The organism is Bradyrhizobium sp. 27S5, from assembly GCF_037217225.1.
Lineage (GTDB): Bacteria > Pseudomonadota > Alphaproteobacteria > Rhizobiales > Xanthobacteraceae > Bradyrhizobium > Bradyrhizobium septentrionale.
Window position 1 is genome coordinate 5,008,102 of the sequence record NZ_CP147714.1, and the last position, 15,457, is coordinate 5,023,558.

At 60.4% G+C, this 15,457-nt stretch carries 14 protein-coding genes and 2 pseudogenes; 9 read left to right on the forward strand and 7 right to left on the reverse strand.

Annotated elements, in window-relative coordinates; all coding sequences use genetic code 11:
• Positions 1-120 precede the first annotated feature (120 nt).
• Together mgtA and WDM24_RS23475 are read left to right on the forward strand one after the other, a co-directional pair.
• Complete coding sequence (mgtA, locus tag WDM24_RS23470) at positions 121-2,733, forward strand: magnesium-translocating P-type ATPase (protein WP_338827143.1); 2,613 nt, start codon at positions 121-123, stop codon at positions 2,731-2,733.
• Between the two features lie 210 nt (positions 2,734-2,943).
• Positions 2,944-3,096 (forward strand): hypothetical protein, encoded by a 153-nt coding sequence (locus tag WDM24_RS23475; protein WP_166208658.1) that lies wholly within the window; start codon positions 2,944-2,946, stop codon positions 3,094-3,096.
• Between the two features lie 302 nt (positions 3,097-3,398).
• Here the strand turns inward: WDM24_RS23475 and WDM24_RS23480 are convergent, their stop codons facing one another.
• Positions 3,399-3,614: a DUF2892 domain-containing protein gene (locus WDM24_RS23480; protein ID WP_338827145.1), complete on the reverse strand. Its 216-nt coding sequence runs from the start codon at positions 3,612-3,614 to the stop codon at positions 3,399-3,401.
• 96 nt (positions 3,615-3,710) lie between these two features.
• Positions 3,711-4,172 (reverse strand): CBS domain-containing protein, encoded by a 462-nt coding sequence (locus WDM24_RS23485; RefSeq protein WP_338827147.1) that lies wholly within the window; start codon positions 4,170-4,172, stop codon positions 3,711-3,713.
• 244 nt (positions 4,173-4,416) lie between these two features.
• Here WDM24_RS23485 and WDM24_RS23490 point away from each other — a divergent pair, with 244 nt between their 5' ends.
• Positions 4,417-5,148 carry a CBS domain-containing protein gene (locus WDM24_RS23490; RefSeq protein WP_338832433.1) on the forward strand — a complete coding sequence of 244 codons (732 nt, stop codon included), beginning with the start codon at positions 4,417-4,419 and terminating at the stop codon, positions 5,146-5,148.
• A gap of 79 nt (positions 5,149-5,227) precedes the next feature.
• Positions 5,228-5,296: pseudogene (locus tag WDM24_RS23495) on the forward strand (cation transporter); the annotation flags it as partial.
• A gap of 189 nt (positions 5,297-5,485) precedes the next feature.
• Here the strand turns inward: WDM24_RS23495 and WDM24_RS23500 are convergent.
• Positions 5,486-6,214, reverse strand: a pseudogene (locus WDM24_RS23500) (universal stress protein).
• A gap of 272 nt (positions 6,215-6,486) precedes the next feature.
• On the opposite strand from WDM24_RS23500, the gene WDM24_RS23510 reads away from it, so the two are divergent.
• The gene (locus WDM24_RS23510) at positions 6,487-6,939 is read left to right on the forward strand and encodes a hypothetical protein (protein ID WP_338827153.1); all 453 of its coding nucleotides are present in this window, start codon (positions 6,487-6,489) and stop codon (positions 6,937-6,939) included.
• 593 nt (positions 6,940-7,532) lie between these two features.
• Here WDM24_RS23510 and WDM24_RS23515 read toward each other — a convergent pair.
• From WDM24_RS23515 to WDM24_RS23530, 4 genes are all read right to left on the reverse strand, one after another.
• The gene (locus WDM24_RS23515; protein WP_338827154.1) at positions 7,533-7,808 is read right to left on the reverse strand and encodes a hypothetical protein; all 276 of its coding nucleotides are present in this window, start codon (positions 7,806-7,808) and stop codon (positions 7,533-7,535) included.
• Between the two features lie 377 nt (positions 7,809-8,185).
• Entirely contained in the window at positions 8,186-8,527 is a 342-nt protein-coding gene (locus WDM24_RS23520; protein ID WP_338827156.1) for a cytochrome c, read from the reverse strand.
• Between the two features lie 176 nt (positions 8,528-8,703).
• Positions 8,704-10,167, reverse strand: a complete 1,464-nt coding sequence (locus WDM24_RS23525) for a calcium-binding protein (RefSeq protein WP_338827157.1) — start codon at positions 10,165-10,167, stop codon at positions 8,704-8,706.
• 495 nt (positions 10,168-10,662) lie between these two features.
• Positions 10,663-10,836, reverse strand: coding sequence for a hypothetical protein (locus WDM24_RS23530; protein WP_338827158.1), 174 nt, complete (start codon positions 10,834-10,836; stop codon positions 10,663-10,665).
• Positions 10,837-11,817: 981 nt separating this feature from the next.
• On the opposite strand from WDM24_RS23530, the gene tnpA reads away from it, so the two are divergent.
• The 4 genes from tnpA to WDM24_RS23550 all read left to right on the forward strand — a co-directional run bounded on the left by tnpA (position 11,818) and on the right by WDM24_RS23550 (position 15,440).
• Positions 11,818-12,225: an IS66-like element accessory protein TnpA gene (tnpA, locus tag WDM24_RS23535; RefSeq protein ID WP_338827159.1), complete on the forward strand. Its 408-nt coding sequence runs from the start codon at positions 11,818-11,820 to the stop codon at positions 12,223-12,225.
• Entirely contained in the window at positions 12,222-12,569 is a 348-nt protein-coding gene (gene tnpB, locus WDM24_RS23540; RefSeq protein WP_338827160.1) for an IS66 family insertion sequence element accessory protein TnpB, read from the forward strand. The genes tnpA and tnpB overlap by 4 nt, the downstream gene beginning before the upstream one ends.
• A gap of 73 nt (positions 12,570-12,642) precedes the next feature.
• Positions 12,643-14,214, forward strand: coding sequence for an IS66 family transposase (gene tnpC / locus WDM24_RS23545; RefSeq protein ID WP_338832434.1), 1,572 nt, complete (start codon positions 12,643-12,645; stop codon positions 14,212-14,214).
• Positions 14,215-14,594: 380 nt separating this feature from the next.
• Positions 14,595-15,440, forward strand: a complete 846-nt coding sequence (locus tag WDM24_RS23550) for a universal stress protein (RefSeq protein WP_338827161.1) — start codon at positions 14,595-14,597, stop codon at positions 15,438-15,440.
• The last annotated feature ends 17 nt before the right edge of the window (positions 15,441-15,457 follow it).

Below are 15,457 nucleotides of genomic sequence, written 5' to 3' on the forward strand. Positions count from 1 at the left end.
GGGATTAGCTACGTCGGAATAAGGCATACGCGGTCCGGACGGCTTGAGCCACATCAACCTCGAGCCCATGCGGCCGCGCTATGACTTGCCGCAAATCCTTTCCAGCATCGCGAGACTCTCATGCCGCTCAAGCCGTCAACGTATGGGCCAGCCGTTGAGGCGTTCTGGCGGGAGCCAACCAGTTCGCTGTTGCGTACTCTCGATGCACCACGGCGCGGCCTGCGCCAACGGGAGGCCGAAAGACGGCTGGCGCAAATCGGTCCGAACCTCGCCGAGCCTTCCCAGACGCGATCGATGCTGCAAAAGGTCGTGCATCGTCTGATCAATCCGCTGATTGCCATCCTGATCGTGGCGGCAGCAGTGTCAGGATTCAGCGGCGACCTGGGAAGCTTTGCGATCATCGTCCTCGTGGTGGGCCTGTCGCTGACGCTGGATATTGTACAGGAACATCGCGCGGAAGTCGCTGTCGATGCCTTGCGACGATCGGTTGCGATCCAGGCTGATGTCATTCGCGATGGCGCGATCGTTGCGCTGCGGGTGAGTGAGCTCGTCCCCGGAGACGTCGTGCAGCTCCGGACGGGCGACCTCGTGCCGGCCGACGGGGTCGCGCTTGAGGCCCGCGATCTCCAACTGAACGAAGCCCTTATGACAGGCGAACCGTTTCCGGCCGCCAAGACGACCGAGCCCTGTATCACCAGTCTGCCCGCGGAAGCTAGCAATGCCCTGTTCGCCGGCACCAGCGTCGTCGGCGGCAGCGGAACCATGCTTGTCGTCGAGACCGGGCGCCGTACACGCTTCGGCATGATCAGCGCCGCGCTTTTGGCGAACGATCCGCCAAGTGCGCTCGAGCAGGGCGTGCAGAAGCTCGGTATGCTCATTCTGAGACTGACGATTTTCCTCACGCTGTTCGTGCTGCTCGCCCATCTCGTGGCGCATCGGGCGGCCATGGAATCGTTCCTGTTCGCCGTCGCGCTGGCCGTCGGCCTGACACCTGAGCTGTTGCCGATGGTGATGACAGTGACGCTGGCGCGCGGAGCGCAGCGGATGGCCAAGAGACAGGTGATCGTCAAAAGGCTCTCCGCGATCCACGATCTTGGCGCGATGGACACGTTGTGCGTCGACAAGACCGGCACGCTGACGGAAGCGAAAATAACGCTTGCGGCGCATATCGATCCCGCGGGGCGCTGTAGCGAGCGGGTGCTCGAACTGGCCCGATTGAACAGCGCGTTCCAGACCGGCATCCGCAGCCCGCTGGATGAGGCCCTGCTCGCCGTGGATATCCCGTCGGGAAGCAGCGCCTGGACCCGGCTCGCTGAAATCCCCTTCGACTTCGAGCGCCGCTGCCTCTCTGTCCTCGCGGCACGCGGCAATGACCGATTTCTGATCGTCAAGGGCGCACCGGAAGCCGTCATGGCTCGTGCGGTCGCGGTCGAGGTCGACGGCTTGGCGCGACCGCTGGATGACAGCCATCGCGCCGAGCTTGTTCGCCTGCAAGATGACCATGCCCGGCAGGGCTTTCGGCTGCTAGGCGTCGCCATTCGGACTATGGCTCCGGATCAAGCGGACGTTACGACGGAGGACGAGGGTGTCCTTACGCTGGTCGGCTTCTGCGCCTTCGCCGACCCACCCAAGCGCGACGCAGCTGAAGCCGTCCGGGAACTCATGGCACGCGGCGTCCGCATCAAGGTGCTCTCCGGTGACCACGCGGCGGTGGTCGCTCACGTCGCGGATGCCGTCGGATTACCCTCACGCCGCATCCTGACCGGCAACGAGATCGCCGATTTGAGCGATCGGGCGCTCGCCGCGCAGATCGAGGATGTCGACCTGTTCGCCAGGGTCGATCCGGAGCAGAAGAGGCGGATCATCCGGGCCTTGCGCCAGCGTGGTCACGTTGTCGGCTTCATGGGCGACGGCATCAACGACGCTCCGGCAATTCACACGGCCCAAGTCGGGATTTCCGTGGCCGGCGCGACCGAAGTGGCACGCGCCGCGGCGGACATGATCCTGCTGGCTCCGGATCTCTCGGTGCTGGGCGCCGGCGTGATCGAGGGACGGCGAACCTTCGCGAACATCCTGAAATATGTCCGCATGGGAACCAGTTCGAATTTCGGCAACATGCTCTCGATGGCGCTGGCGTCCATCGTCCTCCCGTTCCTGCCGCTCTTGCCGCTGCAGATCCTGCTGAACAACCTGCTCTACGATCTCTCCGAGATCGGCATTCCCTTCGACGAGATCGACGAGGAGGATGCCGAGAGACCGCAATCGTGGAATATAGCCGATATCCTGCGATTCACGGTTGTCATGGGTTCGATTTCATCGCTGTTCGACGCCGCGACGTTCATCATTCTTCTGAAGGTCTTCCACGCTGACGCGGCCGCGTTCCAGACCGGCTGGTTCCTGGAATCCATCGCCACCCAGATCCTGGTCATCTTCCTGATCCGCTCACGGCGACCGCCATGGTGGGCCAACCGGCCGCATCGCGTGCTGGTCCTGGGCTCGCTGGGCGCCCTTGCCGCCGCCGCCTTCCTGGCGCTGGGGCCCGTCCGATCCTTATTCGGATTCGCGGGCCTGCCGCCTGTGCTTCTGGGCGCTATTATTCTGATAACGCTCGGCTACCTCGCCGCCGCTGAGGCCGGAAAGCATTTTGCGCTTCCTGCGGTCGCTCGGCGCGAGCCAAATCGCGCCGCATTGGGACGACAACATCCTGCCGGCGATGCCGCCCTGAATGGATGACGACAATCTGGCGTGCCGGCGTGCGGTAGTCTTGGTGGCACGCCGGACCACGGTTGATCCGCATCAAGGTCATCAGCCCTCTCGAATGCGATCCTTCATGTCATTTGGTGCAGGGCTGGACGGCAAATGGATCGACCACGGCAGCAGAACCGGCAGAGGTTTGAAGAGGCAGTTGGCAGCAGTGATCGCGTCGCTACGGCGGACGCTTCGATGCCGACGTTCGAAGACTCCGCGCGGCGTCGGCATCGTCGAGGCGGCCCGACCGTCTCATGGTACGGCCGGCTGTTGATCGTTGGAGCATTGCTGACCGCCGCGGGCTGGGAGATATTCCGGTTGCTTCTGACCATCATCACCCTCGACTGAGGGTGCGCGAACTTCGGCTCAGCTGAATACTGCAGCGTCGCCCTACGCCAACTCGGTCGATTCGTTCGTTTCGTACACGTCAGTGCTCCATCTGCGGAAGTACACCGCATCTGCGCCCGGGATGCTCACGCAACGATTCGTCCCGGCAAACTGCGCGACCTTGGCGGCAGCGACCTCGTTGATTCCAAACAACGCTCATAATGTGCTCGGAGAGACTCAAAACAGCGCCGGGGTCGAGGCGATCGAGCCGTGATCGCAGCTCGGCAAGAGTAAAATCTATGCTCATCAACGTTGCCAGATCTCTAGACCGAGCTGGGATTCTGCCGGGTGTTCACTCCCAGCAACGTGTAGAGCGGACAATACGAGAAGAATGCGGTCGCGATCAGGATGAAGCCGAGGGTCCCGGCAACCAGCCAGCCTATCCCGAGCGAGCCATCCTTCACGGTATAAGCGGTCAGAGCCAAACCGATGATGATTCGGGCATACTGATCAACGCGTCCGACGTTCCGGGTCATCATGGTAGCCTCCTTGCCTGTGAACCGCATCTAACATCCGCCAGCATGCGCTGGAGTTGATCCGGATCAACCGCGCGTTGCCACCCGGTGGGGCGCAGCTCAATCCGTCGTCGATCTGCTGAGGCTTTGCTCGAGCGCCAGGAGCAACTGCGCACGGCCCACAATGCCAACGACCCGCGTGTCGCGAAGTACCAGCACCTGCGAGATCTGATGATTGTCCATTTCGGCGACGATCTCGTCTACCGTTGCATGCTCGTCGGCGAAAACGGGCTTGCGGCTCATGACAGCATCAACACGGAGAGCCCGGGTCCGCTCGCGTACGAGCCTTCCCTCCTCCTTGCTGAGAAGCCATTCGAGCCAGAACCCTTCGGGGCAATGCACGCCGAGTTCCCTGCGATGGAGAAAATCGCCTTCCGAAATCACGCCGACTAGAGATCCGGAGCCGTCGAGCACGGGCAAGCCTCGTTGACCCGTTTCCAGCAGCAGCCGAACAGCATCAAGCAACGCCGCGCCCGGCTCGATTGTCGCGAACGAGGCGCGCATCACATCCTTTGCGAACATGCGCTATCTCCATTTAACGATTCTAGTCTAGGATGGGCACAGCGCGCCCGTCTTGATGCACGTCAACCTTGAGACTGTGCCGGCTCGACGCTTCCGGGCCGGCGGCGAGCGGCAATCAGCTCCACGGTTGCCGACTTGGCGCGGCAAGCATCACCTGCCGACGCGGCCTGGCGGATTGACGCGGATCAAGCACCAGTCGCCCTGCAACGCTTATCAGTTCAGAGATCAGCTACGGGAGGTTTCTGTGCGAGTTCATCAGATCATGGCCCGGAACGTCATTTCGATCGCTCCCGAAGCCGATATGGCGGAAGCCGCAAGCCTCATGGTCCGGCATCACATCAGCGGGCTGCCGGTTGTCGACGGGCGTCACGCGCTGGTTGGCATCCTGTCCGAGAGCGATTTTCTGCGGAGAAGTGAAATCGGCACGCAACGCAAGCGCGCCCGCTGGCTCGAATTGATCCTTGGCGCAGGCGAAGCCGCCGAAAACTACGTTCACGAGCGCGGTTGCAAGGTGGCCGAGATCATGACCGCCGCTCCGATCACGGTGGACGAACAGGTCACCTTGGCCGAGGTCGTCGAGATCATGGAGAGAAACAACATCAAGCGCGTTCCGGTTGTGCAAGACGGGAAGCTCGCTGGAATTGTGACCCGGTCAGACCTGATGCAGGCAGCGGCAAGCCTGGCCGGCCGGGTGGCCGACCCTACCACTGACGATGAACGTATTCGCGCACAAGTCGTCGAGGAGATCGAGAACAAGGACTGGTGCCCGTCCGGACTGAACGTGATCGTCAAGGATGGAATCCTTCATCTCAGCGGCACAATTTTCGAAGAACCTTGTCGGACGGCCGCCATCGTTGCCGCAGAGAACGTCAAGGGCGTAGTCAAGGTCCATGATCACCTGCGGCGGTTCGGTTCCGTATATGGGCTCGTGTCTGAGCGCTCGCCCGAGGACGAGGAGTGGGCGCAGGTGGATTGACGGAGATCAACATGCCTTATCGCTCGAATGATACCTTCCGCTCCCGATCCAAAATCATCTGCCACCCCACGCCCAGGAAATCTATCGCGAGGCCCTCAATCACGGATTTGCCGCGCATGCGGGCGACCGCAGGCAGGAAGAAATCGCTTACCGGACCGCGTGGTCGGCGGTCAAGCGATCCTATGTCAAGGATGGTGATCATTGGGTTGCGGGCGCGCCTGAAGGCCCGTCAGGCCGATACGCTACAACTACTCAACGGAATTGCGCTGACTGTGGTGATAAATCAGCGTTGGAGGGTGGCGAGAGCCGCCGCTGCTGCGGCTCCCGACTTAAGCGATTAGTGCGACATCAGCAGGCAGATTGGAGCTTGCTGCAGCAAGCCGCGCGTCATGCCACCGAACATCCATTCACCCAGTCGACTGTGCCCATAGCCACCCGTAACGATAAGATCGGCGCCTTCGGTCCTGGCCAGCCTGATGAGGTACTCTGCGTCTGGCTCCGCGGTGTGGACGCGAACCTCGAACTGGCAATTGACGCAGTGCCGTTCAAGGTAGCCCGCGACATCGCGCAAGCGGTGCGCGGCTACATCTTGCTCATCCGACGCGCAGATTTCGGCGATCGTCACCTTCGAAGCCCGGATCAGGAAGGGCAACGCGTCTCGAACCGCCTGACGTGCCTCGCGGGTATCTTTCCAACCGATGACGACGCGGTCGGCCGATAACTTGGTCACACCTTCCGGCACTGACAGCGTGGGACGCCCCATCCGCGGAATGGCCTCATCCGAATCGAGGTAGTGAAAGTAATCGGACTGAATTTGGCCTGCTCCGCCAGGAACGCGGTCGGGGATTCCAACGCACACCGTCACTCCACCTTATCGCGCTCCCGCCCGCATCTTCCTCAACCATTCGCTCTTCGCCGCAAGATCGGCGCGCATCCGCTCGATATCCTCTTCAGTAGTCTGATCGATGATCACGCCCTCGGCGACAAAGGGAGGATCGATGGCGGACGCTGAAACGCCGATCATAGATGCGTGAAACTTATCCGCGATGCTTTCGGCCACGCGAATCTGTCCCTAATCCTGCTGCTGTGGGTCCGGGTGAATGGGCGTCCTCCGCACGCCGGGGGCACGCTTGCCGCAACGGCAACACCCGGGCGGCATACGAAACTGGCACTTCTCTGACCAAGAGCGGAGTTTCTTTGCGCTACATCAAAAACACGGTTGCCTTATCGCGCTAGACAAGCGGTGTAGCCGAACAACCTGCCTGTCTAAAGCTGTTGAGGCTATGGGCTCGGGCCCACAGGTACTCCGAGCCCGCTACGTCCGAGCAGGAGGCGCGCATGTCCGGAACCTATTACGCGGATGATCTCGGTTCAGCCGTACACTACGCGCTGGAAACGACCCATGCCATAGCGGTTTGCCCTTTCCACTTGGACCAGACGATCCGTATTGGCGACGACGCGGCTGAACGCCATGCTTTCGCGCGCGCCAGAAAGCTCGTCAAGCGCGATGGCACGACGTGGCAGGGAGAAGCCCTTCGGAAAGAATTTGGATGCCAACTCGGCAAGGCCGCCGACCGGTACTGTCCTCGCTGCGTCCGTAAGGACGATCCGGGGCAAGGCCACGGGCTTTTCGGCTCCAATCCTCCCGGTCCTGCTTCCGGCCATGGATATGAGTACGCTATGCCGGGGCCTCACGACGAACCACAATTTGCCTGCGAGGGCTGCGGTGATCTCGTTACGCTTGAGAAGGCGAAGCTGCGGGAACAGCCAGCCGCAATCGTAAACTCTTGATCTAAGGCAAATGCCGACTTGACTGCACAAGCGAAGGCTTTCGATACCGGATGTCGCCGATCTTTAAGTGCGCGGCAATTACCGCGCGGCTCATCTCTCACGAGCAATCTTGATACAGATCATTTCCGAAACTACCAGGAATGGCACGCTGCACAATGCGAAACGAAGGAGGTTCCACATGACATCGATCTCAAAACCACAGTGTCCTCGGTGTGGTTCTGGGTTGGTCCATCTCGAATGGTATGAACGCGCCAACGCGCAGGAAGTCCAGGATCTTTGGCACTGCTGGAACTGCAAAAACGAATTTGTCACCGTCGCCACTTCTAACGAGAAGGAGCCGTCAGTCAGTGAGGTCACCGAGTCATTCTTTACGAGCCTGCTAGTCTGATCAATGAGACCTGAGCAGGTCCGATCTTATTAGGAAATCGTTCGATGCGATGTGGCCGATCCGTCGCGACATCGCCGACCTGTACAGCCGGTTCGCCGGGCCGCACGCGACAAGCAAGCCGCCTTCTAAGGATTGCGGTGCGCGCCGGGCGCGGCCCTCGAGCGGTTCCTGCGATTGCGGACGGGCAATCCGCTCAAACCTGGATTCAGGTTTCGCGGAAAACGCGGAAGAAGCTGTCGAACACCGGCTTCAAATGGCACTTTGGTCGCAAAGGCGTCGCTTCTAAGTGCAGCAGCGATCGACGCGCATTTTGGATCCGACGCATGATCATCGGGACAACCAAGCTTCGGCAGATGATCAGAATGTCCTCCTCTTCGGCATAAAACTTGACGGTCTCGCCATCGTGAGTTTCTTCGAGAGGATGCCGGACCAGCGCCTTGTTCTTGTGGTGCTCGGCGAAAGTAGAGATGGCGTGGAGCAATTGGAGATTTTCGGTATCCTGCGGATTGGCGATGCTGCGTCCGGCTGGACGCGTGCGAGCGCCAATCCCCGCGCGAAGGTGCGGCAGGCCTGCGGATGATGCTCGAGATGCTGTTCGACGAGGTCAGCGCCGCGATCGCGCACATTCAGAAGCTGACCGAGTTCAACGGAGCGCCGACTTCGGCTCGGGCATGAGGGCGGGTGGCATAGGTCGAAGATTGAGTCCATGACGGTCTAAGTAGGTGTATCCCTATTGGTCGCCAGCGGTCTTTCGGTAAGCTGTTTCGCCACACTTCGATCTTGTAGTTTCAGGTCGGCACGGATGGTGCGCTCAAGCCGAGCGGCCAGTTCGGTTTCTAGTGCCAAGAAGTTGAAGTTTTATTTCGGCTTGGATGGTTCCTGAATTGACTTCATATAGTTGACGACCTCCTCCGCATCCTCCTTGTTGAAGCGGAACGTCGGCATGAAGGGATGAATGCTGCTATAGCCGTCCTGCAGTCGTTGCAAGAAGTCGCTGTCGTAAAGCTTAGTTTCACTAAAAGTGCGAAAGGGCGGCGCTTGCCTGTTAGGGCTGTTGCCGGTTCTCGCAATGGAGTGACAGCCGGCGCATAGCTTTTGCAACATCTCTTTGCCATGCCGCTGCTCCTCAGCCCGCGCATGGGCGAAGGCGCTGTTCGCAACGTGACAAAACGGGAGGGTGAAGCTGTGTCCTGAACTCAACAGGACGGCCGTGCGCAGTCCAAGTAATCATTTTCACTCAAGAGCCAAGCCGGTCCCAAGTTTTTCGCGACCCTGAAGCTAAGCCCGCTGCGTGAACGAATTTGACCTAGCACAACCTCAGCTGCGATATGTTGTCGTGAGAGATGTGCCGCGGCCTCCGCCGTTAGAGTGCGCTATTAGCTCACAATGCTAAAGTTCGCTGCCGTTAGCGTGTCCGCTGTGGCTCCATTGAGCCAAACCGCCGTGTCGGCATCGACCTGAACCACGAAATAGGCGCCGTTCTGGTAGGAATGTGAGAGCACATCGGCGAATGAACCGAAGCCGGAGCCATTCAGTTGCACCGTGTCCGTTGCGGCAGCCCAGTCCTGGACGACTTGCACGCTCGGGACACTGTTCGAGACGACGGTGTCGCTGCCGCCGCCTCCAAAGTAATAGTTCACGCCGGTTCCGCCGTCGAAATAGTCGTTGCCCGCGCCGCCGAGAAGCACGTCGACCCCATCCCCGCCGAACATCTGATCATTGCCATCCCCCATGTAGAAGTAGTCCTGGCCGTCACCGCCGTAAGCAAGATTGCTTCCGGACTGCATGACGAAGATGTCGTTACCCGCCTCGCCAGACGCCGTGGTGCTGGGGCCACCATACGCATAGAAATAGTCGCCGCCATCACCCCCGAACATGCTGTCGTTCGTCCCTTCGGAGATCAGCACGTCGACGCCGTCCTCGCCGATCAGGATATTTGTGCCACTGCCTCCGTATACATAATCATCACCGGGACCTGCATACAGTTCATCGTCGCCCTCCTGACCGAGCAGGACATCGCTTCCGCTGCCGCCGACCATGATATCTCTGCCCGGACCGCCGTACAGCCAGTCGTTGCCGTCGTCTCCCCACATCCAATCGTCACCTTGTCCTCCGACAAGAACGTCACTGCCTGGGCCGCCACTCAGCAAATCGTCGCCGTCGAGACCGAAAATGTAATCATTGCCGGAATTGCCGGTTATGACATTTCTAAGCAGGTCCCCGATGACGGTGTCGTCGCCCAAGGAACCCACGACGTTTCGGAAGCTGTCGACCACGTCGTGGCCGATCGTAGCACCTTGTGCGAAGCTGTTAAGCAGGTCGAGCCAGATGCCGGTGCCGGTGCCTGAATAGCTGATCGTATCGGCTCCAGCGGCGCTGTCGCCGGTTCCGATCCCGCCGTAAAAGACATCATTGCTGCTATCGTCGGTCCCTGCGGAAATGTAATCGTCTCCGGTGCCTCCGAACACGGTGTCGCTGCCCTGGTTCGCGAATATGATGTCATTGCCGTCACCGCCCGATAAGGTTTGTGCGAGTGCAGCGCCCGCGAGAATGTCACCTCCGGCTGAGCCGGTGATGGAAGAACCTGAACCACTCCAAACAAACTGATGCAGCGATGTGTCGGCTGCAAAGAATTGATTAAAGAGATAACCCGTGCCGCCAACGCCGCCCGGCGCCGCAAGCTCTGAGACAGCGGTGCTGCCATCAAACACCGAAATATCGCGACCGGTCCGCCCGTCAGATGGATCCAGCCAATCGATCATGGTGGAGATCTGGAACAACGAGCCAAGAAATTCGACCGTTGGATTTGCAGGCGCGCCGCTAAACACAAACCAGGACATGAGCATCTCCTCACATTGCACAATGTCGCAAAAGCGGCTCCGGCAGTTGACCCGGATCAAGGGCCGCAGATTGCCGCTTGGAGGCGCCGAAATCGGCGCTGCCGGAATCGGCGCACTCGCCTTGAATCCCGTCCAGAACGCCAAACGCCGCCGCTCGCGGCCGCGCCAACCACACCGGCTCAGATGGCGCGCCGCGTAATGCATGTCGCAGGAAGGAGAATTGCCCCTACACGGAGATCACCGCCAAAGGTACCATGCCAGATGCGGCTGGCTTGATATCGCTTAGCGTGCCATTCGGCTAGCTTGGCGCGCTCCTCCGCCATCAACTTGTGGATCAAGCTACCAGCACCTAAGCCACTGGGCCGACGGCCTTACTCTGCTGCATTTGGTTTTGGGTGAATGTCCGCTGGCTCGGCCAATCAATGCGCCACTTTCGTGTAACTAGGCCTATTTCTTCCTCCATCTCAACATTGCGGATGTCATTCTCGACGGCGCTCAATCCCACGCGCGTTTGGTCGTCAGTTCGAACTTCGGCTGCACCACCTGCATCATCATCCCGACGGTCAGCATGGAACTCCCCTTGTAGGTCAACCGTTCGCTCGCAAACGTAAGGGTGCGACAGCCGCTAAGAAGGAAATTCCGCATCCAAAACACAAATTCGGTCTGCATGGATCGACCAATTCTTTAAATGCTCCGTTTCGCAAAATCTTGTTTTCGCTAGTTCGGCCGCGCTGCTTTTATCTGGCGCGTCCACCTCAACGAAGCGTTGGCAAATTTCGGCTTCGTGCCCGTTATCGCCCGAAACGGTCTTCATAAATCGCACAACATATCGAGGCATCATGGTCTCTCCTTACCCGAAGCGCCTTGCATTTCTGTACAATGTCGCTTCGTGGCAGCGTGCGCGGCCGCAAACGCGTCGAACCTGAGCAGGGCCTGCAAGGCAGAGGTCTCCTGGGACAGTCGGCGCTCCATGTAACGGCGCTCGATATCCGTGACAGAGGTTCTCAACAATCGCCGGTACCGTTCAATGCAATCTTTGTGAACTCTAACACGACCATAATCGACGACGCTCATCGACACCTCCCGCCATTCATCGCAAAGTCTAGTCCACACCAACGCACGGCAGATTGATGCGCATCAAGGGCGCTCATATTGCTTGCGCATCTGCTTCTTTGCCAAGCACGCCCTCCTGTTCCACGGCGACCAATCGCGAATCTTCCCGAGGATTCAAGGTCATTTGAGACGCCGAAACGGGCAACGGCCTGTTTTGCTTCAGAGTGACCTGACTTGAAAAAGCAAGTGGCGCATTTGATAGGGGTCAAGGGGAGGCCTCCGAAGGGGCGCTAGAGATTCCTCAAAGCCAACGGTGAGGTGAAGCATGGCCTCTGGATCGTACAAGGGAATTGAATACTCAATCATTCAGTCGATTAATCCGAGAGGGTGGCGATGGACGATCCAGGTCAGTCCCGATCGCGTTCAAAGCGGCACCGCTCTTACGCAGCACGACGCTAAGGTGGAAGCATTTCGGACCGTTGACCAGGTTACAGCGCCCCCGCGTTGCGGCGATTTGGACCTGCAGCATTACTATGTATGTATCCGTCCGGTGAAGGCCGCCTTGCCGAGTGAGGCGTGTTGTTGAGAACTGTCCTTATGGACAGTGATAGGCGCAGTGCCCAAGTCGAACGGCTCGAAGTAGTGGATACAGGCCGGCGACGGCGCTGGTCCGAGGATGAGAAGCTCAAGATCGTCCTGGAGAGCTTACAGGCGCCGCGCCAGGTCGCGGCGACGGCGCGGCGATATGGCGTTTCGCGCTCGTTGCTGCTGCGATGGCGGCGAGCGTTTCGTCCCGAGCCGGCGGATGCCGCCGATCAGCACACGAGCTTCATACCGGCGATGCTGGTACCGGAATCGGGGGCGACGCCTGGTCCAGTCGAGCCGGCCGGCGGGGCGATCGAGATCGAGTTTGCGGCCGGAGCTCGGATGCGGATTACTGGCGCGGTCGACGCGGCGACGCTGAAGGCGGTGGTCGCGGCGCTGGCAGATGGACGGCTGCGGTGATCCCCATCCCGTCGGGCGTGCGGGTGTGGATTGCGACCGGCCACACCGACATGCGTCGCGGCATGAACTCGCTGGCCATGCTGGTGCAGGAAGCCTTCAGGCGCGACCCGCACGGCGGCGACCTCTACGTGTTCCGAGGCAAGAGCGGCAAGCTGATCAAGATCCTCTGGCACGATGGATTAGGCATGTCGCTCTACGCCAAGCGGCTAGAGCGCGGCCGTTTTCTCTGGCCATCACCGGTTGATGGCGTGGTGAGTATCACCCCAGCCCAACTTGGCTACCTACTGGAGGGCATTGACTGGCGGATGCCGCAACACACGTGGCGGCCGCAGGCGGCTGGCTGATCGCTGGGATTTGAATCGATAGCACGATCGGCAGTTCGGACAGAGACCGCATCTTGTGATTCTCTGGTCGGCGATGGGCGCCGATGATTCTCTTCCCGACGATGTGGCGACGCTGAAGGCGATGCTGCGCGCCGAGCGAGCGGCCCGCTTGGCCGCGGAGGCGGAGGCTCAGGCACGGACACTGCTGATCGAGAAGCTCAAGCTCGCGATCAGGAAGCTGCGGCACGAGCAGTTCGGACAGTCCTCCGAGCGCGGCGCATTGCTGGACCAGCTCGAGCTGCAGCTCGCCGACCTGGAGGAGAACGCGGCGCAAGCCGAGACGGCGGCGCAGATGGCAGCCGACAAGATTGCGGTGCCATCGTTCGAGCGCCGCAAGCCGGCCCGCCGGCCGCTGCCGGAGCATTTGCCGCGGGAACGCCTTGTCTATCCGGTGCCTGCCACCTGCCCATGCTGCGGCGATAGCCGGTTGCGCAAGATCGGCGAGGACGTGACCGAGACGCTGGAGCTCATTCCGCGCCAGTGGAAGGTGATCCAGCATGTGCGCGAGAAGCTCGTCTGCCGGGCCTGCGAAGCGATCACCCAGCCGCCGGCCCCCTCGCATCCGATTGCGCGCGGGCGTGCGGGGCCCAAGCTGCTGGCCCATATCCTGTTCGCCAAGTACGGCCTGCACCTGCCGCTCAATCGTCAGAGCGACGTCTATCAACGTGAAGGCGTCGACCTCGACGTGTCGACGCTCGCGGACTGGGTGGGCGCCTCCGCCGCAACCCTGATGCCGCTGGTAGATGCGATCCGGAGCCACGTCTTCGCGGCCGAGCGCATCCACGCCGACGACACCACGGTGCCGGTCCTGGCCAAGGGCAAGACCCGGACCGGCCGGCTCTGGACCTATGTGCGCGACGACCGCCCGTTTGCCGGGCCAGATCCGCCGGCGGCTGTGTTCTTCTACTCGCCGGACCGCGGTGGTGAGCATCCGGAGCAGCATCTGGCCGGCTATGCCGGACTGATGCAGGCCGACGCCTACGCCGGGTTCAGCAGGCTTTACGAGGCCAATCGCAAAGCAGGCCCAATCATCGAGGCCGCGTGCTGGGCGCACGGCAGGCGCAAGTTCTTTGATCTGGCACGGCTCAGCAAGGCGCCGATCGCGGCCGAGGCGGTCAAGCGCATCGATGTCCTGTTCGCCATCGAACGTGAGATCAACGGTCTTGCGCCGCAGGAGCGCCTGCGCGTGCGCCAGGAGCGTAGCCGCGCCCTGATCGTTGAGCTGGAGGCGTGGTTGCGCGAGCAGCGCGCCAAGCTCTCCAAGAACAACGACACGACCAAGGCGATCAATTACTGCCTCAATCGCTGGGACGCATTCACCCGCTTCCTTAATGACGGGCGGCTCTGCATGTCGAACAATGCCGCCGAGCGCGAGCTACGAGCTGTCGCCGTGGGAAGAAGAAATTGGACCTTCGCAGGCTCCGATGAGGGCGGCCGACGCGCCGCGGCCATCTACACCCTCATCGCCAGCGCCAAGCTCAACGACATCGATCCGCAGGCTTGGCTCGCCGATGTGCTCGGCCGCTTGCCGGATCATCCCGCCAAGCGCATTCACGAACTCCTGCCTTGGAATTGGCGCCCTCAGAGCGTCGCCCACGCTGCTTGAGCGCAAATCAGCCATCCGCCCAAGGTGAGCTGACCGGGGGCCGTCACCGGATGCGTACCTATGTATCGCGCGTGTAGCATCCTAAAAGCGTTACACTTGTTTGCCCGAGGCGATGGTCCGAACTCGGGTTCCGTTGCAGCCAGACCGCAACAAAGGCCGCTCCTTCGAAGCGAGCGGCTTACCTACCTAGGCAATTGGTTAGGGATGAGGCCATTGCGTCTACCGCAAGTGCCCCCTGAAGCGTAGGCCATTTACTTCGGCCGCTTGATCCCGATCAAAGTCCATCCCCTCGCATGAGTAGAGTATGTTCGCTCCAACTCCCAATTGCGGCGAGACATTATCGACGAACTCGACTTCGACCCGAACCGCGAGCAACCATCATGAATATCCAGGATGTCCTATTGGTCTTAACTACTTATCCCAACGCATCGGATATTGACGCCGTCAAGTGGGCCACCTCGTTCTCAGAACTCGTCAATTGCCGGATAGCAGCCTTCGTCGCCGACGTGAAAATTGAAATTCCCGGCAACTTACTTGGGAACTCTCTAATGAATGTCTCGGCGCTCGTCGGCGCCGAGATGAACAAGAGCAAGGAGAACGCCAGGAGCATGCTTGCAACCTTCGGAGAAGAAGCTGACAAGCGCGGCGTGGTGCATGAACTCATCCACGAACGCTGCCTGGTCGGCGCGGTCCCCGATCTGATGGCTGATTACGCACGCTTGAGGGATCTGACGATCATTCCGATGCCAGCGGACGACCGCGCCAACCCAGCTTATGCGGAAACGGTCGTTTTCCAATCGGGTCGACCTGTTCTGATCGTTCCCAAGGAGTTGCCACGCACTGAAGCTAAACTGGATGCAATCGCGGTAGCCTGGGATTTCAGTCGAACTGCCGTTCGCGCGGTCGCTGATGCTATTCCGCTTCTTGAGCGGGCAAAAACAGTACGGATTATTTGCGTGGTCAACGAGAAGTCTTTCAATTCTTCGCGCGCCAGCTTTGAACTGGCCACGCATTTGGCCCGACACGGGATCAACGTCATTGTCGACGAGGTTGATTCCGAAGGCCGGGCCATCGGCGACGTTCTGACGCAATTTGTTTCCGCCAACAAGGTCGATCTCCTGGTCATGGGTGCATACGGTCACTCCCGCTTTCGCGAGTTCATTTTGGGTGGCGCCACCAGGTCGATCATGTCGAGACCGCCGGTGCCAACGCTCCTTTCGCACTGATTTTTTCTGGAGTCGTC